This window comes from Stenotrophomonas sp. 278, assembly GCF_003935715.1.
Taxonomy (GTDB): Bacteria; Pseudomonadota; Gammaproteobacteria; order Xanthomonadales; family Xanthomonadaceae; genus Stenotrophomonas; species Stenotrophomonas maltophilia_AH.
Window position 1 is genome coordinate 1 of record NZ_RHPP01000071.1, and the last position, 23,485, is coordinate 23,485.

The following is a 23,485-nucleotide window of genomic DNA, read 5'->3' on the forward strand; positions in this document are numbered from 1 at the left end:
CTGCCCGGGCGAACCGTGCCAGAGCTGCCGGCGGGTCTGCAGCCGGCCACCCAGGAGCCGGGCGTGCGTCCAGCGCGGGCATTGCCGTATCGGCCGCTGGTGGCGATGACACGCGATGCGGAAGCGCTGCACTTGGAACTGCGATGTGACGGTGCCGCCGCCGTGCTGCAGGTGTACGACCAGCTGCAACTGGAGGCGATTCCGCGTCGCTATACGGTGTCACCCGGTGCCGTGTTGCGGGACACATGGAACGTGGATGACGAGCGTGGCTACGATCTGTGGCTGCTGGGGCCGAATGGCTTCCATCGCCGCTATCAGGGCGAGGCCGGTGCCGCGCCGGTGCAGGCGGCATTGACCCGAAGCGGGGACGAAATCTGCCTGCAGCTGGACAACCCTGACGGCAGGGCCGTGAGCGTGGACGTGCGCCCGATGGCATACCCCGCGCACATGCCGACCCGACGCGTGGAGTTGCCGGCGGGTGGACGGGCGGAGATCCGCTGGGCGGCCACGCCCACGTCGGGTTGGTATGACCTGGAGATCGTGCAGACAGGGGCGTCGCAGCGGTTGGCAGGACGGATGGAGAACGGTCGTCCGGGGACGACCGATCCGGCAATGGGGACGCAGGCAATGGTGTTTCATCTGGGCTGACGGGTAACGCATGACCACGGAACGAAAACGTTACCGGGCGGCACCAGCATGTTGCGCACCCGCCGCTTGGCTCCATGCGCGCAGTCCCATCACCGCCAACCCGATGAACAACACATACAACCCGGCGGTCACGTTCAACGACTTCACCAGATACATACCCACGTACACCACATCCACCACGATCCACAGCCACCACGTGGCCACGTGACGCCGCGCCTGCCACCACTGCGCCACCAGGCTCAGCGCGGCCAGCATTGCATCCAGCCAGGGCAGCGCCGCGTCGGTCCAGCTGTGCATCGCTGCACCCAGCAGCAGGCCGCCCAGCACACCGACGCCCAGGTCGCGCAGCAGTTGGCGGCGCGACAGCGGCGCGATGGTGATCTGTCCTTCGGCTGCGGCATTGCGCCGCCAGCTCAGCCACCCGTACAGCAGAAACGCCCCGAATGCGATCTGCAGCAGCGTGTCCGAGTACAGCCGCGCCTCCACGAACACCACCGCATACAGCGCCACAGCGACCAGCCCCACCGGCCACGCCAGCAGATGCCGGCGCGCCATCAGCCATACGCCGAGGATGCTGGCGGCCACTGCGGACCATTCGAGCAGTGCCGGGTTCATAGGCCGATCGTCACCGACAGGCGCGCCTGGCGCGGTGCGCCGGCGAACAGGTAATAGTCGCCGTCGGTGCTGCCGGTATCACGCCAGTAGTAACGGTCGAACAGATTGTCCACCGACAGATTCCAGCGCACCGGGCGCTGGCCTACGGTGTGCTGGAAGCGCAGGCCAGCATCGAACACGCTGTACGACGGCACCTTCACCCTGCCATCCACCGTGGCGACATTGGCCGACGCGTAACGCCAGCCCGCTCCGACCGCCAGCCCGTCAACGAACGGCAGTCGGTAGTCGACGTGCACGGTGGCGCGCCGCTTGGGCACGTTCACCAGCTGGTGGCCTTCATACGCGGGAGTGCCGGTGTCACGCGCACGCGCCTGCAGCAGGCTGGCGCTGGCGGTCAGCGTCAGGCGCTCGCTGAGCTGGCCGTCGGCGCTCAGCTCCAACCCGGTGTGCACCTGGCGGCCATCCTGCACGAAGGTGTATCCGGCCTCGCTGTCGTCGGGCCGGGCATACTGCAGCGGCAGAGACGTGCGGAACAACGCCGCGCCCAGGGTAAGCGCGTCGGTGCGGGCAAACTTCACGCCCACTTCGGTCTGGCGCGACTCCAACGGCTGCAGCCAGCTGCCCCCGTTCTGGGTCCAGAACGGGGCTTCCCTGCCCAGCGAAAGGCCTTCCACGTAACTGGCATAGACGCTGACCGCCTCACCGGGCTTGAACACCACGGCGGTCTGCGGCATGAACGTCGACAGCCTGCTGTGGCGCTCGGGAGTGCCCCGCTTGTCATAGGCGCGCTCGTCCATGCGCACGTAGCGACCGCCGGCCAGCCATTGCCACTGGTCGTTGAAACTCACGCGGTCGAGCACGAACGCCGAGCGCTGCCAGCTGTCCAACCGCCGTGCCGATGCGCCGGGCTGCAGCGGCGAAGGATCGAACACCGGCACCTGCGGATCAAGGATGTTGGCCGTGCCGACGTACTCGTTGACGTTCTGACGCTTGTCCACGGTGCGGTGGAATACATCCACGCCAACCGAGAGCTCGTGCCGCACGCTGCCGGTGGCAAAGCGTCCGCGCAGCTCGCCACGCAGCTGCTGGTTCACCCGGGTGTCGTCGGGGCTGCGGTAGTCGTAGATGTCGTAGTCACCATCGGGCGCGAAGTAGTTGCCCGGAGTGCTGCCGTCGGCGCAGGCTTCGCTGTAATAGCAGCCATAGGCAAAGGCGACGTTGTCGTCGATCACCGTGCGGCTATGACCCACCGACACGCGCGACTGCCAGTCCGGGGTGAAATCGAACGTGTGCAGCGCGGTCAGATTGGTGCTGGCAATGCCAACCGGTTGTACCCACGGCTGGTAGCCGAGCATTTTTTCGCGGTCCACGCCGTGCGGAACGTCGGTCGCACCAAGCAGCTGGAATCCGGAGGCCGAGCGCTGCGCGCTGGTCTGATAGTTGGCATCCACCTCCAGCTTGCTGCGCCCGCTGATCTGCCAGTCGGTGGCCAGCGAATAGAAGTTGCGGCGGCCGTCGGCATGTTCGATGTACGACTCGCTGTCGTCCCACGCCGCATTGAATCGCACGCCGAAGGTCGGGGTCAGCCAGTGGCCGACATCCACTGCGGCGTAGCGCGAGCCTTCCGAATCGGTGCCCAGGGTGAGATTGCGCACCTCGGCCGGACGCTTGCCCACGTAGTTGATCAGACCGCCCGGTGCCATCACGCCGGCAGCCAGCCCGGCTTCGCCCTTGAGCACCTCCACCTGGGCGACGTTTTCCAGGGCCAGGCGCTGTTCGCCGGCGATGGAGAGCCCGTTGAAGCGGTAGCCGGTAGCCAGGTCCAGCGCGAAACCGCGTATTGCCACGTTCTGGTAGTAGCCGACCGGGGCATAGCTGTCGCCCAGCGAGGCGTCGTGCCGCGCCAGTTCGGACAGCCCGCGCACCTGCAGGCGATCCAGATATTCGCTGCCGAGCACGTTCACCGATGCCGGCGTGTCCTTCCAGCTTCCGGCACCGAAGCTGCTGGACGAAGGCGTTTTCGCGGTCTGCTGGTGTGCCTGCACGCGGATGCCCGCAAGTTCGGTGGGCGAACGGTCGCTGGCATCGGCAGCCGGCGCGCTGGCGTGAAGCGGCAGGGCGGCGCAGAGGGCGGTGGTCAACAGGGAAATGCGCAGGCGGTTCATTCGTTTCGTCATCAGCCAGAGGAGACGAAGCGAAGGCACGCACGCAACAGCGCCCAGAACGGCCGCCGTGTGTGTTGCTCAAAGCTCCCTACGCCGGTGCAAACCGGATCAGGTTCCAAGGGACTCTCTCAGCCTGGTCATCCAGGCACCCCCGCTTCAGGCTGGCATTCTCACACCAACCGGCGCGAAAGGCCAATCCTGGTCTCAGGCTGCAGTGCGAATTCCGTCGAGCAGGCTGCGCCCCGCCGCGCCGGCGAACCAGTCGGCGTGGCCTAGCAGGAAGGTGTGGTAAGCCACGTCGGCATTGGCCCTCGAGCCGGTGATCGCATGGAAGTACTCCACCTCCGACAGCGCGAAATCCAGATGCACGACGGGCAGCAGGTCGGCAAGCAGACTCAGGTCGCTCACGGTCAGTGGCCGCTCGCTGCGATAGCCCTCCAGCAGCGCCAAGGCGGTAGCCGGGTGGCCAACCGGTCCCTCACTGGCCAGCCAGTCCACCGCATTTCGTTCGATCGCCGTGGCCAGGTCGAACAACGCACTGGTCGGAGCGGCCAGGCCGAAGTCGAACACCGTGCTGATGGTGGCGTTGGCGCCGCCTCCGCGCCACAGCAGGTTGGATGCATGCCAGTCGTTATGGCCCCAGCGCACCGGCTGCGCGGCATAGCGACCGCCCAGCGCGGCATGCCACGGATGGATCGCGCGCGCGAGATCGCTTTCCCATGGCACGTCGGCCAGGTAGTCCGCCAGCCCCGGGCGGCCGTCGAGCTGCGCACGCAGCTGCGCGACTGGATCGGCGGCGCGGATCAGGTCGTCGCGTGCCACCAGGACATGGGTGGAGCGTTGCGGCGCGCGATAGTCCGCAGCCGCGTGGTGCAGGCGCGCGAGCATCCCCCCGACCTGGTGCGCGTGCCCCAGGTCGGTGAGCGGCGTCCAGGAAGGTATGTCGCGAAACAGATCCGTACCACTGCCTTCGGCATGGACTTCGTAAGTCCATTCGCCACGCGCCACCGCCGTGTGCCCGTCTGCAGCAGGCAGCACCCGCACCACTGGCAGTCCTGCGCGGAGCAGATGTGCCATGAAATGATGCTCTTCCTCCAGCACCGGGGCGCTGCGCACGCGACGATGATGACGCTTCACGAACACGCGTCCGTGCGGCCCCTGCACCAGCGCTGCGGCGGAGAACGGCCGTGGACTGTGCCAGACCAGCGTGCAGCGTCCCTGCAGCGCCGCGTATCCCGCGCCCAGCCATGCCAGTTCTTCGGCATCGAGGATGGGCCAATCGGCCTGGACCTGATCGTTGTCCAGACCCTGTACGCGGTGTTGCGCGGTGCTCAAAGCTTGCTGTCGCGCAGGTAGTCGAACAACTCCGCATCGCCCTTCAGGCCCAGCTTGAGCATGGCATCGCCTTTCTGGCGGCTGATCGTGCTGACGCTCTTGTGCAGATGCAGGGCGATTTCCTTGACCGTCTGGCCGGCACCAAGCAGGCGCAGCACTTCAACTTCCTTGGGCGACAACGTCCGCGTGTCCTTCTCTTCGACGTTGTGCGTGCCGATTGCGTCAATCCGGTCCTTCAATGTGCGACTCAGAAATGGCTGGCCGCGTTGTACCGTCTGGATCGCCAGCGGCAGCTCGTCCATGGACGAGGCTTTGTCGACGAGGCCAAGAACGCCGGTGGATACCACCATGCGCAGGATGGCCAGGTTGTTGGCCACGCTCAGCAGCACCACCGGCAGGTCCGGGTAGTGGCGGCGGATCATTCCAATCATGGCGAAACCGTCAGCCTGGCCCGCACCGGGCATGGAGTAATCAGTGACCAGGAGATCGCATGGATGCGCCTTGAGCATGTCCATCAGCTCGCTGGCACTGCTGGCTTCAGCAACCACTTCACCAACGCCGCTCGATTCGATGACGGCCTTGGTCCCGATACGGACGACCGGGTGGTCGTCGGCGATGATAATGCGCAGGGTCATGGACTAGTATTGCCTGTAAGGCAGCGGCCCTTCCGGGCCCGTCGGGATGTTGGAATCATATTACGGAGATCGGACCGCATGCGTACCTCGGTTGTCCGCTGGCTGCTCGTGCTGGTTCTGCTGATCACTGCAAGTACCTCCGGCAATTCTGCGCCCGGTACCCTGCCGGCGGCGGCGCTTTCGCCGCGCCAGGCCGAATGGATCGAGCGGAACCCTACCATCTTACTGGGCCTGTACGACAGCGGCTGGCCTCCGTACGAGTCTGTACAGAACGGCGAACCAAAAGGGCTCGGTTACGACTATCTGATGCTGCTTTCGCGCCAGTTGGGCCTGGATGTTCAGGTTCGCGTGTACCGCGACTGGGCCGAGGTCCTGGACGCCGCCTGCCGGGGCGAGGTGGATGTCGTAATGAACATCGCCCTGACCCCGGGCCGCACCCGCTGCATGGTCTACACATCCCCCTACGCCGAAGCGCCGCTGGCACTCGTGGGACGTCCCGGCGACACACGTGCGTCAGCCGATCCGGACCTGACCGGGCTGCGGGTCGTGACCGAGCAGGAGTTCCTCACCAGCGAACAGATCCGCTCCCGTTTCCCCGGTGCCCGACGCGTCGTGGCCTCCAATACGGCCGCCGCATTGGAAATGGTGGCGCAGGGTAAGGCGGACATCTATATCGGCAACGCGCATGTCGCAAACGCCATCATCAGCGACCGCAAGCTGGAGGGCATCACATTGTTGCGCCCCAGCGACCTGCCTCCCGAACGGCTGCACTTCGGGGTTCCCAATGCCCGACAGCCCTTGGCCGAGGCCCTGGATGCCGCGCTGGCGACGCTGCCGGACAGCCAGCGCGACATCATCGCCAAGCGCTGGATCACGCCCCTGCAGTGGTCGGCGCAGTCGCGGCTGGTACTGAGCGAAGCCGAGAGCCGGGTGCTGGCGACACCGCTGCGCATGGGCTACGCACCGCAGGCGTCACCGTTGTCGTTTGTGGACGCATCCGGTGAACCCAGTGGCGTTGCCGGCGACTACCTTCGCCAGCTGCGCATGGTCGGTGCGCAGCTGAACCGGGTGCCGGCGCACGACTGGTTCGAAGTACGCGACCAGATGCGACGCGGTACCGTCGATGTGGTCATGGGCATGCCCAACGATGCGCACTACCTGGGCGACGACTGGGTGTTCAGCCAGCCCTTCATCAGTGTGCCCAATGTAGTGGTTACGCCGAACAACAGCCGTGCCGTGCTGGGGTTGAGTGACCTGGACGGACGCACCATTCTGCTCTCCGACCCCGACCGTCTGCGCGGCTACATCCTGCAGTACGCGCCCAAGGCACGCATCGTGCCCGCGCGCAGCGTGGAGCAGGCACTGGCGCGTCTGGCCAATGGCGACGCCGATGCCTACGTCGGAAATCTGGCGATGGTGGACCGGGTGATCCGCGAGTTCCATCCGGCACGGCTCCACGTCGCCGCACCTGCCGGTTTCAGCGATCAGCTGTCGCTGGCGGTGAAGCGGCAGTACGCGCCACTGGCCACCACGTTCGACCGGGTGCTGACCAACCTGACCCCGCGCGAACATGCGGCCATCCGGGGCGACTGGCTGCTGGCCGAATATCGCTCAGGGCTGGACTGGCGCTCGGTCGCGCGCTGGGCGGTACCGCTGTCGCTGATCCTGCTCACCGCAATGATCGTCCACGGATGGGGCTACCTTCGCCTGCGGAGGGAAGTGTCGATGCGCCGCGGGCTGGAAAAGCGCCTCGCTGAGATCACCGACAACCTGCCGGCCATCGTCTACCAGGCCCGGCGCGAAAGCGACGGGCGCGTGACCTTTCCGTACATCACCGGTGACCTGCACTCGATGTTCGGCGTGAGTACGGTCGAGGTGATGCGCGATGACACTTTGCTTGAGGCCCAGATCGACGCGCGCGACCGCGAGGCGATCACCGAGGCAATGACGCAGGCAGCCCGTAATTTTACCCCGCTGGACCTTGAATTCCGGACCAGCCCACATGGTGTGGTGCGCTGGGTGCGAACGCGTGCGCTGCCCTACGCCACTGCCGATGGAGCGGTGTTGTGGAGCGGCTACTGGGTGGACGTAACGGAGGCGCGTGCCCAGGCCGACGCGCTGGCGGCAGCCAAATCCGACGCCGAACGGGCCACGGCGGCCAAGTCCAATTTCCTGGCCACCATGAGCCATGAGATACGCACGCCCATGAGCGGCGTGCTGGGCATGGTGGAGGCCTTGTCGCACACCAAGCTGGACGGCGAGCAGCGGCGCATCATCGGCGTGATCGAAGACTCCGCCCAGATGCTGCGCCAGATTCTGGACGACATTCTGGACTACTCGCGGATCGAGGCGGGTGCATTGCCGCTGGAACCGCAGCCGGTGGCGCTGCGCAGCCTGCTCGACAACGTGCAGCAGCTGCTGTCTCCGCAAGCGTCCAGCAAGGGCCTGGACCTGAGCCTTGAGGTCGACCCTGATGTCGCCGCACAGCATCTGGTGGATGGCATGCGCCTGCGCCAGGTGGTGTTCAATCTGCTCAGCAACGCCATCAAGTTCACCAACCGGGGCCGGGTGGGCATTGCCTTGAAGGTGGAACGTTCCGACGACATGGCGCAGACCCTGCGGTTGACCGTGACCGATACCGGCATTGGCATTTCCCCGGAGCAGCGCGAGCGATTGTTCAAACCCTTCGCGCAGGCCGATGTGGCCATCACCCGGCATTACGGGGGTACCGGGCTGGGGCTGAGCATCTGTCAGCGCCTGGTGGGTCTGATGCGCGGGCGACTGGACATGCACAGCATCCCCGGGCAGGGCACCCGCGTGGACGTGGTGTTGAGCCTGCCACGGGTACCGGGTGGGGACGGCGACGCCGATGTGCAGCACGGCACCGACGGGGTGCAGCCACTGCCTTCGGGGCAGGCGCGTCGCCGGGTGCTGGTCGTCGAAGACCATCCGACCAACCAGGCGCTGATGCGCTGGCGGCTGCAGCAGCTGGGGCTGCAGCACGAGCTGGCCGTGGACGGCGAAGCCGCGCTGGCGCTGCTGGATGCATCAAGCTTCGATCTGGTGATCACGGACTGCCGCATGCCGGTGATGGACGGCTACACCTTGACCCGACGCATCCGCGAGCGCGAGCGGGGTTCGGGCCGTCATCTGCCGATACTTGCGCTGACAGCCAGCGCATTGGCCGAAGACCTGCAGCGCTGCCGCGAAGCGGGCATGGACGACCTGCTGGCCAAGCCGGTCGCGCTGGCAACACTGCGCAGGGCATTGCGACGCTGGTTGCCGAGCGACCCGGACGACGACGGGCCCACCGCGACCGACCTGGATGCGGGCAATCCGGCGACACCTGCCACGCCTCCCACCCGGAAAGCCATAGTGGAGCGTTTCGGATCGGAGCACGTGGCGACCGTGCTGATTGAAAGCATGCGCAAGGCCACGGGTGAAGACCTGCAGCGGGGTCTGCTGGCGCGTGAGCAGAACGACAGCAACGCGGCAGTGGAGGTCCTGCATCGGATTGTCGGCGGACTCGGCACGCTGGGCGCGGAGTCGCTGGCGACACAGGCACGCGGACTCATGCAGCAGATACAGAACCAGGGTGTGGCGGCATGCGTTGCGGATATCGCGGCGTTCGAGGAGTCGCTGGAGGCGTACCTGCACAGCCTGGATCGCTGACCCGTTATCGGGACTGTGATTGCTGGCCCAGATATTCGATCACCAGCCGACGCCGTTCCGGATCGGCGGTGGAATTGACCATGCGCGAATCGGGCACCACGCTCGCCGGCGAACGCAGGAACGCATCCAGTGTCTGTTCGCTCCAGACCAGGTTCGCGCGGCGCATCGCCGGCGAATAGGGGTAGTCGGAAAGGCTGCCCGCGCGCCGACCGATCACCCCGTGCAGGTTCGGGCCGAATCGATGCACCCCTCCGGCGTGAGCGGTATGGCAGCCACCACAGATGGCAAACGCGCGCTCGCGCTCGCGTTGCCGCGCCTGCTCGGGTGTCTGCGGCGCGGCCGTGCATGCGCTCAGCAGCACGACCGCCAACACGGCCAGTGTTCTCACATCGAGGAGTAGTTGGGGCCGCCGCCGCCCTGCGGAGTCACCCATACGATGTTCTGCTTCGGGTCCTTGATATCGCAGGTTTTGCAGTGCACGCAGTTCTGCGCGTTGATCTGCAGCTGTTCCTGGCCTTCACTGCCCACGAACTCATACACACCGGCGGGGCAATAGCGTGCTTCCGGACCGGCGTATTCGGCCAGGTTCACCTTTACCGGAATGCTCGCGTCCTTCAGGGTGAGATGGCTGGGCTGGTCTTCTTCATGGTTGGTGCTGCTCAGGAACACAGAGCTCAGCCGGTCGAAGGTCAGCACGTTGTCGGGCTTCGGATAGGCAATCCGGGTGTGCTGTGAGGCCGGTTCCAGGCATTCGTGGTCAGGCTTGCTGTGACCGATGGTCCACGGCGGATTGCGGATGCCCAGTTTGGGCAGCAGCCACTGTTCAATGCCGGTCATCAGCGTGGCCACGGTGCGGCCCTTCTTGAACCACTGCTTGAAGTTCTTGGACAGCTTCAACTCGTCGTGCAGCCAGCTGTTCTCGAACGCTTCCGGATAGGCGCTGAGTTCATCGCGCTGGCGGTCCGCTGCCAGGGCGTCGAACGCCGCGTCAGCTGCCAGCATGCCGGTCTTGATCGCCGCATGGCTGCCCTTGATGCGGCTGGCGTTGAGGTAGCCGGCCTCGCAGCCGACCAGCGCGCCGCCGGGGAACACAGTCTTGGGCAGCGAGAACAGCCCGCCGGCAGTGATCGCACGTGCGCCGTAGCCGATGCGCTTGCCACCTTCCAGGTGCTTGCGGATCGCGGGATGGGTCTTGAAGCGCTGGAACTCCTCGAACGGACTCATCCACGGATTTCTGTAATCCAGCCCGACCACGAAGCCCACCGCGACCTTGCCGCCCTCGGCGTGGTAAAGGAACGAACCGCCATAGGTGTCGCTCTCCAGCGGCCAGCCGGCGGTGTGCACCACCAGCCCCGGCTGATGCCTGGCCGGATCGACCTGCCACAGCTCCTTGATGCCGATGCCGTAGGACTGCGGGTCCTTGCCGGCATCCAGCTGGAAGCGCGTGATCAGCTGGCGGCCGAGGTGGCCGCGCGAGCCTTCAGCGAAGATCGTGTACTTCGCGTGCAGCTCCATGCCACGCTCGAAGTTGGGACCATGGCTGCCGTCTTTGCGGATGCCCATGTCGCCAGTGGCCACGCCCATCACCGCGCCGTTGTCGTCGTACAGCACTTCGGCGGCGGCGAAGCCTGGGAAGATGGACACTTCCAGCGCTTCGGCCTGCTGCGCCAGCCAGCGGGTGACCTCGCCCAGGCTGACGATGTAGTTGCCCTGGTTGTGGAAGCACTCCGGCAGCAACGCATGCGGGGTGCTGCGCGCGCCTTCCGGGCTCAGGAACAGGAATTCGTCGCGGGTTACCGCCTGCTTCAGCGGTGCGCCGCGCTCGGCCCAGTCCGGAAACAGTTCGGTCAGCGCGCGCGGGTCCATGATCGCGCCGGACAGGATGTGTGCGCCGGGCTCGGAGCCCTTTTCCAGCACGCAGACCGACAGTTCGCGGCCGGCTTCGATGGCGCGCTGGCGCAGGCGGATGGCCGTGGCCAGGCCGGCAGGGCCGGCTCCGACGATCACCACGTCAAATTCCATGGCTTCGCGCGGGGGCAGGGCGGTGGTTTCTTCGCTCATGGTGGTGCGTAACTCGTTGGGTAATGCCATCGGCCAAAGCCGGCGGCGGTTGCCTGGGAAATGCGGTTCAGTACGTCAGGGTACCGGGAGCCGGCGTTTACGCCTAGTTCGCCGACGTTGACCATGGTTTGAGGACTGTATGCTGCAGTGCCGCATTTCCGTAGAGCCGGGCTTGCCCGGCTTCGGGGACGCCTGTGCCGGGCAAGCCCGGCACTACGAGCCAAACGCTTCGTGGTACCGCACATCCGCATCCGGCCATTCCCCCCGCAGCAAACACGCCTGGAAATACGCCTCGGGCACCCCGGGCAACCGCAACCGCGGGTCGGCCCGGAACCCGAAGCGCCCGTAATACGCCGGATCGCCCAGCAGGACACAGCCGGCGGCCCCGCGCTCCTGCAGCGCCGACAGCGCGGCCCGCATCAACGCGCTCCCCACGCCCCGGCCCTGGTGCAGAGGAGCCACCGAGATCGGCCCCAGGCCGTACCAGTCCCGGCTGCCGTCGCTGAGTTCGACCGGCGACAACGCCACATGGCCGACCAGCGCGCCCTCGTCCTGCGCCACCAGCGACACCGACAGCCCGCCGGCCGCGCGCAGCGCGTCAACGATGTCCTGCTCGGTCCCGTCGCGGTGGGGTGCCTTGGCGAACGCCTCGCGGGTCAGTGCATGGATGGCGGCGATGTCCTGCCGGCGCTCGGGACGGATCTGCATGGCGAAAGGCTCTGCGACGGAATGTCGCCATTGTAGGCCCGTGCTGCGCCGTGCCTTGGCCGGGCACCGGTGAGCGCGGACAATGGCTGCCTCTGCTGCTCTTTCCTGCCAGGTAGCCATGTCCCTGAATCCGTATGACCTGTTCGATGTCCGTTCCCTGCTCAGCGAGGAGGAGCGCGCGGTACAGGCCAGCGTGGCCCGTTTCACCAATGAGCGGGTGCTGCCCATCATCGGCGACGCGTTCGACCAGGGTCGGTTCCCGGACGAGCTGATTCCGGAGATCGCCTCGCTCGGGCTGCTGGGTTGCACCCTGCCGGAACAGTACGGCGGTGGCGGGCTCAACGCGGTGAGCTACGGGTTGATCTGCCAGGAGCTGGAGCGCGGCGACTCGGGCCTGCGCAGCTTCGTATCGGTGCAGAGCTCGCTGTGCATGTACCCCATCTACGCCTACGGCAGCGAAGAACAGCGCCTGCGCTGGCTGCCGGACATGGCTGCGGGCAAGGTGATCGGCTGCTTCGGGCTGACCGAGGCGCACGGCGGTTCGGACCCGGCGGCCATGAAGACGCGTGCGGTGCGTGATGGCGGCGACTGGCTGGTGAATGGCAGCAAGATGTGGATCACCAGCGGACCGGTGGCCGACATCGCCATCGTCTGGGCACACACCGACGACGGCATCCAGGGTTTCGTGCTGGAAAAGGGCATGCCGGGCTTCACCACCCAGGAAATCAAACACAAGATGAGCCTGCGCGCCTCGCTGACCGGCGCGCTGTTCTTCGACAACGTACGCGTGCCCGAGCGCAATCGCCTGCCGAACGTGCAGGGGTTGAAGGGGCCGCTGGGCTGCCTGACCCAGGCCCGCTACGGCATCAGCTGGGGTCCGATCGGCGCGGCGGTAGCCTGCCTGGATGAAGCACTGGGGTATACCAAGGAACGCGTGTTGTTCGGCCGGCCCGTGGCGGCCACGCAGAGCGCGCAGATCAAGCTGGCCGACATGGCGCGGCGGATCACCAGCGCGCAGCTGCTGGCATTGCAGCTGGGGCGTTTGAAGGATGCCGGCCAGATGCAGCCGCAGCAGGTGAGCCTGGCCAAGTGGAACAACTGCCGCATGGCGATCGACATCGCCCGCGACTGCCGTGACCTGCTGGGCGGGGCGGGCATCACCACCGAACACGTGGCGATCCGGCATGCGCTGAACCTGGAATCGGTGATCACCTACGAGGGCACCGAAACCGTGCACCAGCTGGTGATCGGCCGCGAGCTGACCGGCATCAACGCGTTTTAACCGCCCGCAGACCCCACGCGTCGTGACGCGCCATGCGCGTCATCGTGGACCGCGGCCGCCCATGACACGCATGGCGTGTCACTACACCCCGCCGGCAAACCCGTTCTGGCGCCAGGCTTCGTACATCACCACGGCCACGGTGTTGGACAGGTTCAAGCTGCGATTATCCGGCTGCATCGGCAGCCGCAGCCGACGCCCATGCGGCAACGCGTCCAGCACATCCTGCGGCAGGCCGCGGGTTTCCGGGCCGAACAGGAAGGCATCGCCGTCTTCGAACTGCTGGGTGTCATAGCGCACGCTGCCGCGGGTACTGAGGGCGAACAGGCGCTTGGGGGCAATGCGCTGCAGGGCGGTGTCCAGGTCGGGATGCACCTGCAGTCGTGCGTACTCGTGGTAGTCCAGGCCGGCGCGCTTGAGCTGCTTGTCACTCAGGTCGAAACCGAGCGGTTCAATCAGATGCAGCTGCGCGCCGGTATTGGCGCAGAGGCGGATCACGTTGCCGGTGTTCGGGGGAATTTCCGGCTGGAACAACACAACATGAAACTGGGGAGAGGTCATGGCACAAAGTGTACGCCGCGACGTCTCATCGCTGGTACCTGCCGAACCATTGGATCACGGCCCGGTAGGTACCGCAAGGATCGGCTTGCCGGTCCTAACGTCGCTTGCCGACGGCCCGAAGGGTGGCCGCCGAAGGCGGTCATACCGTTGGTCGGTACGCTGTTACGGACGGGCCAGCACCGAAACCGCTTCGGCCGCGAAGGCCTGCAGGTCGTTCGGCGACGGGCGCACCTGCAGGGCCGGCAGGTTGATGATCACTTCGCTGGCCACGGCGGTGGCCGCAGCAGCGAAGGTGCCCATGTAGTCGCGGTGGCTGTCCTGCTCGGCGGCCAGCGCTTCACGCTGTTCGGCAGTGGGACGCACTTCCACGGCGGCCAGGGTGGTCACGCGGCGGCTGTCAGCCAGTTCCTGACGGTATTCGGCGATCTGGCCTGCGGTGGGACGCACTTCCACCAGTGCCAGGGTCGGGATCGCGCTGTTGCGCTCCCATTCGGCCTGGGCCAGCTGGTCGGCGGAAGGACGGACCTGGACCGTTTCCAGGGTGGTGATGGCGGAAGCGGCATGCACGTTCGAAGCAAACGCGGAGCCGGCGGCGATGGCGATGGCAATTGCGATGGTCTTGGTGTTCATGACGGGGCCTGTTTAGTGTTGGTGAGCAGTGGTGTGGTAGTAAGGTAGTACACCGAATCTGGGCATGCAAGAGAAATTTTCAGCTTCGGCGTTTTGTTCAGCGATCAGTCAGTTTGTCTTTGATCGCTTTCTGTCCGCACAGAGAACAAAGCAGAACCCATGCCAACTTTTGATCGTTGATTTAAAAGGGTTTTTCGTCTGAATCGAGGTGTCCGCTGTCCGGACACCTGTCCGATCTGCAGGCAAGGACTGTCCGCCCGCGGCGATGTGACCTTCTCCAGGGCGGCAATGACTGTTGGCCGATGCCAGATTCAGGGGGCCCGGGCTAGGATCGGCCTCCACTTTCATCACCAAGGAACCGGAATGACCCTGCACCTTCGACCGCGTGGCGCGCTGCTGGCTGTTGCGCTCTCTGCCGCACTGGGCACGCTGGCCCCGGCACCGGTGCTGGCCAAGCCCGCCCAGGCGGCCAAGGTCGACATTCCGTTCGAGGAGTTCACCCTTCCCAATGGCCTGCGCGTGGTGGTGCACACCGATCGCAAGGCACCGATCGTGGCGGTCAACATCTGGTACCACGTGGGCAGCAAGGACGAACCCGCCGGTCGCACCGGTTTCGCGCACCTGTTCGAACATCTGATGTTCCAGCGCAGCGAGAACCACGACGGCGAGTACTTCGAACCGTTCAAGCAGGTTGGCGTGACCGGCCAGAACGGCACCACCAATACCGACCGCACCAACTACTTCGAAAACGTGCCCACCACCGCGCTGGACATGGCGTTGTGGATGGAGTCCGACCGCATGGGCCACCTGCTGGGTGCCATTGACCAGGCGGCGCTGGACGAGCAGCGTGGCGTGGTCCAGAACGAAAAGCGCCAGGGCGAGAACCAGCCTTATGGCCAGGTCTGGGAAAAGCTCAACCGCGCGCTGTACCCGGCCGGGCACCCGTATCACCACAGCGTCATCGGTTCGATGAACGACCTCAATGCCGCCTCGCTGGACGATGTAAAAACCTGGTTCCGCACCTGGTACGGTCCCAACAACGCGGTGCTGGTGTTGGCCGGCGACATCGACGTGGCCACCGCCAAGGAAAAAGTCGCGCGTTACTTCGGTGACATTCCGGCCGGCCCGAGCATGGCCCAGCCGAAGGTGGATGTGGCCAAGCGCGAAAAATCCACCCGCGAGACCATGACCGACAAGGTGCCGCAGGCGCGCATCTACCGCGCCTGGAACGTGGCCGAAGTCGGCACCACCGACATCGACCAGCTGCAGCTCTTCGCGCAGGTGCTGGGCGGGGCCAAGGCCTCGCGCCTGGATCAGCGCCTGCTGCACCAGGACAAGCTGGTCGACAACATCAGCGCCGGGGCCTACAGCTCGCAGCTGGGCTCGAACTTCATGATCATGGCCACGGTGAAGCAGGGCGTGGACCCGGCCAAGGTCGAGGCGATCATTGATGAGGAAGTGCGCAAGCTGATCAAGGACGGCCCCACCGCCGCCGAACTGGAGCGTGGCAAGACCGCCTTCCGGGCCGGCTTCATCCGCGGCATCGAGCGCATTGGTGGCTTCGGTGGCAAGGCCGACGCGCTGGCCGAATGCACCGTCTACGAAGGCGACCCGGGCTGCTTCCGCCGCTCGCTGAAGGTGATCAGCGATGCCACCGCCGCCGATGTGCGCGGCATCGGTGCGAAGTGGCTGGGTCCCGGCGACCACACCCTGGTGGTCGAGCCCGGTGCCCGCGTCGCGCTGGCTGAGGAACCCTCGGCCACGCCCAAGCCGTTCAACGTGCCGGCGGTGGACCCAAAGTTCAGCACCCTGCCGACCCAGGTTGACCGCAGCGCCGGTGTGCCGCAGACCAAGGAATTCCCGGAACTGAAGTTCCCGCAGCTGCACCGCGCCACCCTGAAGAACGGCACCCAGGTGATCCTGGCCGAGCGCCATGACATTCCGGTGGTGCAATTCAGCTATGAGTTCCCAGGCGGCTTCACCGCCGACCAGGGCCGCAAGTCCGGCACCGCCAACTTCACCATGGACCTGATGGGCGAAGGTGCAGGCAAGCTGGGTGCGCTGGCCTTCGCCGACGCCGCCGACATGCTGGGAGCCAGCATGGGCGCAAGCGCCTCGCTGGACAGCGCCAGCGTCTACCTGTCCGCGCTGAAGGAAAACCTGGCCCCGTCGCTGGCGCTGTACGCCGACATGCTGCGCACGCCGCGCTTCGAGCAGGGCGAGATCGACCGGGTCAAGGCGACCTGGATCGCCGGCATCCAGCAGGAGAAGGTGAATCCGAATGCCGTGGCCATGCGCGTGCTGCCGCCGCTGCTGTACGGCAAGGGCCATCCTTATGCCATTCCGTTCACCGGCAGCGGCCGCGAAGCCGACATCCAGTCGCTGACCCGCGAGGATCTGGTCGACTTCCACCGCGACTGGCTGCGTCCGGAACAGGGCACCCTGATCGTGGTGGGTGACACCACCCTGAAGGAGATCGTGCCGTTGCTGAACCGCCAGCTCGGCGACTGGAAGAGCACCGGCCCGGCACCGCAGGTAAAGGCTGCCGTGGACGTGGCGCGCCCGGCCAAGGGCCGCGTGTTCCTGATCGACCAGCCGGGCGCGGTGCAGGCCAACCTGTTCGCCGGCCAGGTGGTGCCGTCGACCCTGGATGCCGGCGCAACCCGCTTCGACATCGCCAACGGCGTGCTTGGCGGCGACTTCACCTCGCGCCTGAACATGAACCTGCGCGAGGAGAAGCACTGGTCCTACGGTGCCCGCAGCAGCGCCAGCAGCACCTTGGGCCAGCGCCCGTGGATGGCAATGGCACCGGTGCAGATCGACAAGACCGGCGAGGCCATGGCCGAAATGCGCCGCGAGATCGCCGACTTCGCCAGCGCCGCAGAGCCGGTCACCGCGCCGGAAGTCACCCGCATCCGCAACATCCAGACCCTGAGCCTGCCGGGTGCCTATGAAACCGCCAGCGCGGTGATGGGCACGATCAGCGGCATCGTCCGTTACCAGCGCCCGGACGACTACGTGTTCAAGCGCAAGGCCGAGATCGAGGCGATGACCCCGGCCCAGGTCCAGCAGGCCGCCGCCACGCTGGACCCGAACGCCCTGACCTGGGTGGTGGTGGGCGACCTGAAGCAGACCGAGAAGGAGGTCCGCGCGCTGAACCTCGGTGAGGTCACCGTCATCGACGCCGACGGCAATCCGGTGAAATAACCCATGCGTGGTGCCGGCCAACGGCCGGCGCTACCGGAAAAATGATCCACATCGGTAGCGCCGGCCGTTGGCCGGCCCTCATGAACCCTTCATCGTCCTGTCCACGTCAACCCACATTCACCCTGTTCAGGCACACTGCCCTCATCACCTACCCGAGCGTCCCCGCCATGCGCCTCCTGCTCCTCACCGCCCTCACCCTGACCGCCACCGCCTGCACCTGGGTGCCGATCGAGCCCAGCGGCAAGACCGTGCGCGTGCTGCCCGCCGGCCAGGTCCCGTCGGGCTGCCAGCAGCGCGGCGAAGTCGTGGTCACGGTCAAGAGCAAGGTCGGCTTCTACAACCGCAACCCCCTGCGCGTGCAGGAAGAACTGGAAACCCTGGCCCGCAACGAGGCCCCCAGCGCCCAGGCCAACGCCATTCAGGCGGCGGCGGCTCCGGCTGACGGCAGCCAGCGCTTCCTGGCCTTCCAGTGCCCGCCACGCTGACCCATTCAGCCCCACGCCCGGACCATACGCCCGGGCGTGAATTCGTAAAGATGCGGTGAAAGCCGCTGGGGCTTACAATAGCGCCCCCTTCGCCTGAGCCTTGGCGCTAACTGATGCTCTTCAAGAATGTCTCGATCGCCGGTCTGGCGCACATCGACGCGCCGCATACGCTGACGTCGAAGGAAATCAACGAACGCCTGCAGCCGACGCTGGATCGTCTGGGCATCCGCACCGACGTGCTCGGCGACATCGCCGGCATCCATGCCCGTCGCCTGTGGGATGCCGACATGCTGGCCTCCGACGCCGCCACCCTGGCCGGCCGCAAGGCGCTGGAAGACGCCGGCATCGGTGCAGACAAGATCGGCCTGCTGGTCAACACCTCGGTCAGCCGTGACTACCTGGAGCCGTCCACGGCCAGCATCGTCTCGGGCAACCTGGGCGTCAGCGACCAGTGCATGACCTTCGACGTCGCCAATGCCTGCCTGGCCTTCATCAACGGCATGGATATCGCCGCCCGCATGCTGGAACGCGGCGAGATCGACTACGCGCTGATTGTCGATGGCGAAACCGCCAACCTGGTGTACGAGAAGACCCTCGAGCGCATGGCCCTGCCGGGCGTGACCGCCGACGACTTCCGTAACGAGATGGCCGCGCTGACCCTGGGCTGCGGTGCCGCTGCCATGGTCATGGCGCGCAGCGAGCTGGTGCCCGACGCGCCGCGTTACCGTGGTGGCGTGACCCGCTCGGCCACCGAGTGGAACCAGCTGTGCCGCGGCAACCTGGACCGCATGGTCACCGACACCCGCATGCTGCTGATCGAAGGCATCAAGCTGGCCCAGAAGACCTTCATGGCCGCCCGCGAAGCGCTGGGCTGGGCGGTGGAAGAGCTGGACCAGTTCGTGATCCACCAGGTCAGCCAGCCGCACACCGCCGCGTTCATCAAGAACTTCGGCATCGACCCGAAGAAGGTGATGACCATCTTTGGCGAGCACGGCAACATCGGTCCGGCCTCGGTGCCGATCGTGCTGAGCAAGCTCAAGCAGCTGGGCAAGCTGAAGAAGGGCGACCGCATCGCCCTGCTCGGCATCGGTTCGGGCCTGAACTGCTCGATGGCCGAAGTGGTCTGGTGAGCGAGCAGTAGCACTGACATCGGGCAAGCAGTGGCAGGATCGGACAGTCACTGCTGCTTTCCAAGGGCCTATTCATGTCGAAGAATCGCTGATCTATCGGCATGTGGTGGGTAACATGTCGATGACGTCGACATGAATGCGCCACCCTGCGCCCCAACTCCTTGTTGGCTCTATCAATGACTGTTCCCGGTTACCCCGCCCATCCGCAGCGTTTCGAGGTCCGACCCGGCCTGTCGATGAGCTATCTCGACGAAGGTCCGCGCGATGGCGAAGTCGTGGTGATGGTGCATGGCAACCCGTCGTGGAGCTATTACTGGCGCACCCTCGTGGCCGGCCTGTCGGACAAGTACCGCTGCATCGTGCCCGACCATATCGGCATGGGCCTGTCGGACAAGCCGGATGACAGCCGCTACGAATACACCCTGCAGTCGCGCGTGGACGATCTGGATGCCCTGCTCAAGCACCTGGGCATCACCGGCCCGGTGACTCTGGCCGTGCACGACTGGGGCGGCATGATCGGTTTCGGCTGGGCGCTGTCGCACCATGCACAGGTGAAGCGCATGGTGGTGCTCAACACCGCCGCGTTCCCGATGCCGGCGGCGAAGAAGATGCCGTGGCAGATCGCGCTGGGCCGGCACTGGACGATCGGCGAGTGGATCATCCGCACCTTCAATGCGTTCTCCAGCGGCGCGTCCTGGCTGGGCGTGGAGCGCAAGATGCCAGCGGATGTACGCCGCGCGTATGTGTCGCCGTACAACAGCTACGCCAACCGGATCAGCACCATCCGCTTCATGCAGGACATTCCGCTGACCCCGGCCGACAAGGCCTGGTCGCTGCTGGAACGTGCTGGCAAGGCGCTGCCGTCGTTCGCTGACCGCCCGGCCTTCATCGGCTGGGGGCTGCGCGACTTCGTCTTCGATCATCACTTCCTGAAGGGCTTCCAGGCCGCGCTGCCGCAGGCGCAGGTGCACGCCTTCGAGGATGCCGGGCACTATGTGCTGGAAGACAAGCACGAGGTGCTGGTGCCGGAGATCCGCGCGTTCCTGGATAGCAATCCGTTGTAACCGGTGTGACGACCAACGGTCGTCACCCGACGCACGCGATCAAATGCGGCAACGCGGGGTTGGCATTCCCCACCCGCCAGAACACCACCTGCTGCACGCGTGGCGCGTCCTTCAACGCCACAAACGCCACCCCCGGCACGCCCAGCCGGCGCAGCGACGCCGGCACCAGCGCCACGCCCAGGCCTTCACCCACCAGGCTGACGATGCTCTGCTGCAGCTGGACCTCCAGCCGGATCTGCGGGCGCAGGCCTTCCCGTGCAAAGCAGGCGTCAATCGCCTCGCGCAGGGTCGGCACCACGTCCGCCGGTGCGGTGATCAACGACTCATCGGCCAGCTGCGTCACCTGCAGCTGACGCCGCCGCGCCAGCGGGTGCGCGGCCGGCAGCGCCACGCACAGCGGTTCCTCGAACAACGCTCGCAGCGCCAGCCCTTGCAGGTCCGCCGGCGCAAAGCCGATCCCCGCATCCAGCTCGCCCTCGCGTACCCCCTGCAGCAGGGCCAGTGGCAGCGCCTCGCGCAGGCGCAGCTGCACCTTGGGGTGCGCGGCAATGAAGCGCCGGGCCAGCGGCGGCACCGAGCTGTGCGCCGCATGCATCATGAAGCCCACGCGCAGCTCGCCGAGTTCACCGGCGGCCACCTGCTGCGCGCTGCGGCAGGCCTGTTCCAGCCCGACCAGCACGTCGCGCGCATCCTGGGCAAAGCGCGCACCGGCGGCCGTGAGTCGCACATGGCGTGAGTCGCGCTCCAGCAGGGTCACCCCGAGCGCTTTCTCAAGCGCGGCGATCTGCCGGCTCAGCGGCGGCTGGGTCATGTGAAGCCGTTCCGCTGCCCGGCCGAAGTGCAGGGTGTCGGCCACGGCCAGAAAACACTGAAGGGCGCGGATGTCGATCATGCACAAAGGGTATCGCTGAAGCCCGCCGAAAGCATTGGAAGGTATTGATCCCGACGCGTAGCCTGCACCACACGCTTTCAGGGAATCCCCATGCTGTCCGTGCTGGCCATCGTGCTGCCCATCTTTGGCCTGATCTTCGCCGGTTGGCTGGCCCGCCGCAGTGGTGCGCTGGGCCCGCACTCGACCTCCGAGCTGAACCGCTTCGTGGTCTACCTGGCGCTTCCTGCGCTGCTGTTCGACGTGGTCGCCAACGCGCATTGGCAGGCGCTGTGGAACCCGGGTTTCCTGCTCAGCTTCGGCGGCGGCACCGCGCTGGTGTTCGCCGGCACGGTGCTGCTGCAGCGCCGTCGCGGCCAGCCGCTGGCCGACGCCAGCATCGACGGCCTCAACGCCGCCTACGCCAATACCGGCTTCATCGGTTTCCCGCTGGCAGTGGCGGTACTCGGCACCGCCGCGCTCACCCCTACCCTGGTGGCGACCCTGCTGACCGTGTGCGTGCTGTTCGCGCTGGCCATCGTGCTGGTGGAAACGGGCCTGCAGCGCGAACTGCGGCTGCATCACCTGGTGTGGAAGGTCACGCGCGCGCTGCTGCGCAATCCGCTGGTGCTGGCCCCGCTGCTGGCGCTGCCGCTGATGGCCACCGGTACGCACCCGCCGGCCCCCGTGCAGACGTTCCTGAAACTGCTGGGTGGGGCGGCCTCACCCTGCGCGCTGATCGCGCTGGGCCTGTTCCTGGGTGAGCGCCGCAACGTACCGGCCGGCACCGGCCGCACCGCATTGGGACTGGGCAGCGCCAAGCTGCTGCTGCAGCCGTTGCTGGTCTGGCTGCTGGCCACCCAGGTGTTCCACCTCGATCCGCTGCTGACCCACGCCGCCGTGCTGCTGGCGGCGCTGCCGACCGGGACGGGGCCGTTCATGCTGGCCGAATTCCACCGCCGCGAGGCCGGGACCACCGCCGCCACGGTGCTGGGCACCACGCTGGTGTCGGTACTGACGCTGACCCTGTACCTGACCTGGGTCGGGCCGACCGCCGGATAGCCGGTTCAGTCCTTCAGTGGCCAATCGGCCGGCGTCAGCGCCGGCATTCCAAAGGCAATACGGGCCTTGTCGCACTGTGGGCTGGCCTTGCCGTACTCCCACGAGGCATCGACCTCGCGGCACACGCTGGGCCGGTTGGGGTGGATGCTGCAGCGGGAATAGACGCCGATCTCCGCGTCCAATGCGACGCAGCGCACCGGCTTGGAGTGGGTGCCGCGCATGCACAGCCGGTGGGGATCCAGCACTTCGGTCAGTTCATGCGGCACGCCGCCGGGGGTGACTTCGTCCGACTCCATCCAGTGGAAGGCCACGCGGTACTGGGTGCAGCACGCGCCGCAGGTCATGCAGGGATGGGCCATGGATGCCGGCCTTCGGGCGGCGGAGAGCGGGAGGGAAGGGCGCGAATTTTCCACGCCGGCGGCCGGCGCGCAAGAATTTTCTGCAGCGGCGACAATGAACGGATGAACAGCCCCACCAATATCGCCGCGCGCCTGCCCGAGCTGGCCCGCGAACGCCCCGACCAGATCGCCATCCGCTGCCCCGGAAAGCCCGGCCCCGGGGGCATGGCGCGCTATGACGTGACCCTGGATTACCGCACCCTCAATGCCCGCAGCGACGCCATGGCGGCCGGGCTGGCCGCCTACGGCATCGGCCGCGGCGTGCGCGCCGTGGTGATGGTGCGGCCTTCGCCGGAATTCTTCCTGCTGATGTTCGCGTTGTTCAAGAACGGCGCGGTGCCGGTGCTGGTCGACCCCGGTATCGACAAGCGCGCGCTCAAGCAGTGCCTGGACGAAGCCCAGCCGCAGGCCTTCATCGGCATTGGCCTGGCCCACGTGGCGCGGCTGGTGCTGCGCTGGGCTCGGGGTGCGAAGACCCTGGTGACCGTCGGCCGGCGCTGGGGCTGGGGCGGCACCACCCTGGCCCAACTGGAGGCGCAGGGGGCCCGCGCGCCACAGCCGATCGCCGCCACCGACGGCGATGACGTCGCCGCCATCCTGTTCACCAGCGGCTCCACCGGCGTGCCGAAGGGCGTGGTCTACCGCCACCGTCACTTCGTGGGTCAGGTGGACCTGCTGCGTTCGGCCTTCGGCATGGAGGCGGGTGGGGTGGACCTGCCGACCTTCCCCCCGTTCGCGCTGTTCGACCCGGCGCTGGGCCTGACCTCGGTCATCCCGGACATGGATCCCACGCGCCCCGCCAAGGCCGACCCGCGCAAGCTGCACGACGCCATTGCCCGTTACGGGGTGACCCAGCTGTTCGGCTCGCCGGCGTTGATCCGGGTGCTGGCCGACCATGGCCAGCCCCTGCCGACGGTGCGGCGCGTGACCTCGGCCGGCGCGCCGGTGCCACCGGACGTGGT

20 protein-coding genes and 1 riboswitch are annotated in these 23,485 nt (G+C 66.6%); of the genes, 9 read left to right on the plus strand and 11 right to left on the minus strand.

What is annotated here, in order from left to right:
* Positions 1-648, plus strand: a 648-nt coding sequence (locus EGJ34_RS12735; RefSeq protein ID WP_312023028.1) for a phospholipase domain-containing protein, incomplete at its 5' end; no start/stop codon positions are given.
* Between the two features lie 30 nt (positions 649-678).
* Here EGJ34_RS12735 and pnuC read toward each other — a convergent pair.
* From pnuC to EGJ34_RS12755, 4 genes are all read right to left on the minus strand, one after another.
* Positions 679-1,263, minus strand: coding sequence for a nicotinamide riboside transporter PnuC (pnuC, locus tag EGJ34_RS12740; protein ID WP_185750165.1), 585 nt, complete (start codon positions 1,261-1,263; stop codon positions 679-681).
* Complete coding sequence (locus EGJ34_RS12745) at positions 1,260-3,428, minus strand: TonB-dependent siderophore receptor (protein WP_125360845.1); 2,169 nt, start codon at positions 3,426-3,428, stop codon at positions 1,260-1,262. The genes pnuC and EGJ34_RS12745 overlap by 4 nt, the downstream gene beginning before the upstream one ends.
* Before the next feature lie 68 nt (positions 3,429-3,496).
* Positions 3,497-3,591: riboswitch (TPP riboswitch) on the minus strand.
* A gap of 41 nt (positions 3,592-3,632) precedes the next feature.
* Entirely contained in the window at positions 3,633-4,763 is a 1,131-nt protein-coding gene (locus tag EGJ34_RS12750; RefSeq protein WP_125360846.1) for a phosphotransferase, read from the minus strand.
* Positions 4,760-5,398 carry a response regulator transcription factor gene (locus EGJ34_RS12755; protein WP_125360847.1) on the minus strand — a complete coding sequence of 213 codons (639 nt, stop codon included), beginning with the start codon at positions 5,396-5,398 and terminating at the stop codon, positions 4,760-4,762. Before EGJ34_RS12755 ends, EGJ34_RS12750 begins: the two co-directional genes overlap by 4 nt.
* 78 nt (positions 5,399-5,476) lie before the next feature.
* On the opposite strand from EGJ34_RS12755, the gene EGJ34_RS12760 reads away from it, so the two are divergent.
* Positions 5,477-9,070 (plus strand): transporter substrate-binding domain-containing protein, encoded by a 3,594-nt coding sequence (locus EGJ34_RS12760; protein WP_125360848.1) that lies wholly within the window; start codon positions 5,477-5,479, stop codon positions 9,068-9,070.
* A gap of 4 nt (positions 9,071-9,074) precedes the next feature.
* On the opposite strand, the gene EGJ34_RS12765 is transcribed toward EGJ34_RS12760, so the two are convergent.
* The 3 genes from EGJ34_RS12765 to EGJ34_RS12775 form a co-directional block, all read right to left on the minus strand.
* Positions 9,075-9,503 carry a cytochrome C gene (locus EGJ34_RS12765; RefSeq protein ID WP_260476985.1) on the minus strand — a complete coding sequence of 143 codons (429 nt, stop codon included), beginning with the start codon at positions 9,501-9,503 and terminating at the stop codon, positions 9,075-9,077.
* Entirely contained in the window at positions 9,455-11,131 is a 1,677-nt protein-coding gene (locus EGJ34_RS12770; protein ID WP_125360849.1) for an electron transfer flavoprotein-ubiquinone oxidoreductase, read from the minus strand. Before EGJ34_RS12770 ends, EGJ34_RS12765 begins: the two co-directional genes overlap by 49 nt.
* Positions 11,132-11,344: 213 nt before the next feature.
* The gene (locus tag EGJ34_RS12775) at positions 11,345-11,839 is read right to left on the minus strand and encodes an N-acetyltransferase (RefSeq protein WP_125360850.1); all 495 of its coding nucleotides are present in this window, start codon (positions 11,837-11,839) and stop codon (positions 11,345-11,347) included.
* Between the two features lie 118 nt (positions 11,840-11,957).
* On the opposite strand from EGJ34_RS12775, the gene EGJ34_RS12780 reads away from it, so the two are divergent.
* Positions 11,958-13,121 (plus strand): acyl-CoA dehydrogenase family protein, encoded by a 1,164-nt coding sequence (locus tag EGJ34_RS12780; RefSeq protein ID WP_125360851.1) that lies wholly within the window; start codon positions 11,958-11,960, stop codon positions 13,119-13,121.
* Positions 13,122-13,202: 81 nt separating this feature from the next.
* Here the strand turns inward: EGJ34_RS12780 and trmL are convergent, their stop codons facing one another.
* Together trmL and EGJ34_RS12790 are read right to left on the minus strand one after the other, a co-directional pair.
* Complete coding sequence (trmL, locus tag EGJ34_RS12785; protein ID WP_125360852.1) at positions 13,203-13,679, minus strand: tRNA (uridine(34)/cytosine(34)/5-carboxymethylaminomethyluridine(34)-2'-O)-methyltransferase TrmL; 477 nt, start codon at positions 13,677-13,679, stop codon at positions 13,203-13,205.
* A 162-nt stretch (positions 13,680-13,841) separates the two neighbouring features.
* Complete coding sequence (locus EGJ34_RS12790) at positions 13,842-14,309, minus strand: hypothetical protein (RefSeq protein WP_125360853.1); 468 nt, start codon at positions 14,307-14,309, stop codon at positions 13,842-13,844.
* 363 nt (positions 14,310-14,672) lie between these two features.
* Between EGJ34_RS12790 and EGJ34_RS12795 the strand changes: the two genes are divergently transcribed.
* The 4 genes from EGJ34_RS12795 to EGJ34_RS12810 all read left to right on the plus strand — a co-directional run bounded on the left by EGJ34_RS12795 (position 14,673) and on the right by EGJ34_RS12810 (position 20,195).
* The gene (locus tag EGJ34_RS12795) at positions 14,673-17,516 is read left to right on the plus strand and encodes a pitrilysin family protein (protein WP_125360854.1); all 2,844 of its coding nucleotides are present in this window, start codon (positions 14,673-14,675) and stop codon (positions 17,514-17,516) included.
* Between the two features lie 167 nt (positions 17,517-17,683).
* Positions 17,684-18,001: a DUF4156 domain-containing protein gene (locus EGJ34_RS12800; protein ID WP_125360855.1), complete on the plus strand. Its 318-nt coding sequence runs from the start codon at positions 17,684-17,686 to the stop codon at positions 17,999-18,001.
* 113 nt (positions 18,002-18,114) lie between these two features.
* Complete coding sequence (locus EGJ34_RS12805; protein WP_125360856.1) at positions 18,115-19,131, plus strand: 3-oxoacyl-ACP synthase III; 1,017 nt, start codon at positions 18,115-18,117, stop codon at positions 19,129-19,131.
* A 176-nt stretch (positions 19,132-19,307) separates the two neighbouring features.
* Positions 19,308-20,195, plus strand: coding sequence for an alpha/beta fold hydrolase (locus EGJ34_RS12810; protein ID WP_125360857.1), 888 nt, complete (start codon positions 19,308-19,310; stop codon positions 20,193-20,195).
* A gap of 22 nt (positions 20,196-20,217) precedes the next feature.
* Here EGJ34_RS12810 and EGJ34_RS12815 read toward each other — a convergent pair whose 3' ends face one another.
* On the minus strand, positions 20,218-21,087 hold the full coding sequence (locus EGJ34_RS12815; RefSeq protein ID WP_125360858.1) for a LysR substrate-binding domain-containing protein: 870 nt from the start codon (positions 21,085-21,087) through the stop codon (positions 20,218-20,220).
* A gap of 90 nt (positions 21,088-21,177) precedes the next feature.
* On the opposite strand from EGJ34_RS12815, the gene EGJ34_RS12820 reads away from it, so the two are divergent.
* Positions 21,178-22,125: an AEC family transporter gene (locus tag EGJ34_RS12820; protein ID WP_125360859.1), complete on the plus strand. Its 948-nt coding sequence runs from the start codon at positions 21,178-21,180 to the stop codon at positions 22,123-22,125.
* A 5-nt stretch (positions 22,126-22,130) separates the two neighbouring features.
* Here EGJ34_RS12820 and EGJ34_RS12825 read toward each other — a convergent pair whose 3' ends face one another.
* A complete protein-coding gene (locus EGJ34_RS12825; RefSeq protein ID WP_125360860.1) occupies positions 22,131-22,484 on the minus strand; it encodes a YkgJ family cysteine cluster protein in 354 nt (117 codons plus the stop codon).
* Positions 22,485-22,586: 102 nt separating this feature from the next.
* Here EGJ34_RS12825 and EGJ34_RS12830 point away from each other — a divergent pair.
* Positions 22,587-23,485 (plus strand): AMP-binding protein (locus tag EGJ34_RS12830; RefSeq protein WP_148100498.1); only part of this gene is annotated, 899 nt, incomplete at its 3' end.

Coding starts and splice junctions, on each gene's coding strand:
- EGJ34_RS12775 (WP_125360850.1), bottom strand. CDS start 11,839: ATGCAGATCCGTCCCGAGCGCCGGCAGGACATCGCCGCCATCCATGCA.
- EGJ34_RS12820 (WP_125360859.1), top strand. CDS start 21,178: ATGCTGTCCGTGCTGGCCATCGTGCTGCCCATCTTTGGCCTGATCTTC.
- EGJ34_RS12815 (WP_125360858.1), bottom strand. CDS start 21,087: ATGATCGACATCCGCGCCCTTCAGTGTTTTCTGGCCGTGGCCGACACC.
- trmL (WP_125360852.1), bottom strand. CDS start 13,679: ATGACCTCTCCCCAGTTTCATGTTGTGTTGTTCCAGCCGGAAATTCCC.
- pnuC (WP_185750165.1), bottom strand. CDS start 1,263: ATGAACCCGGCACTGCTCGAATGGTCCGCAGTGGCCGCCAGCATCCTC.
- EGJ34_RS12770 (WP_125360849.1), bottom strand. CDS start 11,131: ATGAGCGAAGAAACCACCGCCCTGCCCCCGCGCGAAGCCATGGAATTT.
- EGJ34_RS12805 (WP_125360856.1), top strand. CDS start 18,115: ATGCTCTTCAAGAATGTCTCGATCGCCGGTCTGGCGCACATCGACGCG.
- EGJ34_RS12765 (WP_260476985.1), bottom strand. CDS start 9,503: ATGGGTGACTCCGCAGGGCGGCGGCGGCCCCAACTACTCCTCGATGTG.
- EGJ34_RS12755 (WP_125360847.1), bottom strand. CDS start 5,398: ATGACCCTGCGCATTATCATCGCCGACGACCACCCGGTCGTCCGTATC.
- EGJ34_RS12795 (WP_125360854.1), top strand. CDS start 14,673: ATGACCCTGCACCTTCGACCGCGTGGCGCGCTGCTGGCTGTTGCGCTC.
- EGJ34_RS12825 (WP_125360860.1), bottom strand. CDS start 22,484: ATGGCCCATCCCTGCATGACCTGCGGCGCGTGCTGCACCCAGTACCGC.
- EGJ34_RS12745 (WP_125360845.1), bottom strand. CDS start 3,428: ATGAACCGCCTGCGCATTTCCCTGTTGACCACCGCCCTCTGCGCCGCC.
- EGJ34_RS12790 (WP_125360853.1), bottom strand. CDS start 14,309: ATGAACACCAAGACCATCGCAATTGCCATCGCCATCGCCGCCGGCTCC.
- EGJ34_RS12760 (WP_125360848.1), top strand. CDS start 5,477: ATGCGTACCTCGGTTGTCCGCTGGCTGCTCGTGCTGGTTCTGCTGATC.
- EGJ34_RS12780 (WP_125360851.1), top strand. CDS start 11,958: ATGTCCCTGAATCCGTATGACCTGTTCGATGTCCGTTCCCTGCTCAGC.
- EGJ34_RS12800 (WP_125360855.1), top strand. CDS start 17,684: ATGCGCCTCCTGCTCCTCACCGCCCTCACCCTGACCGCCACCGCCTGC.
- EGJ34_RS12810 (WP_125360857.1), top strand. CDS start 19,308: ATGACTGTTCCCGGTTACCCCGCCCATCCGCAGCGTTTCGAGGTCCGA.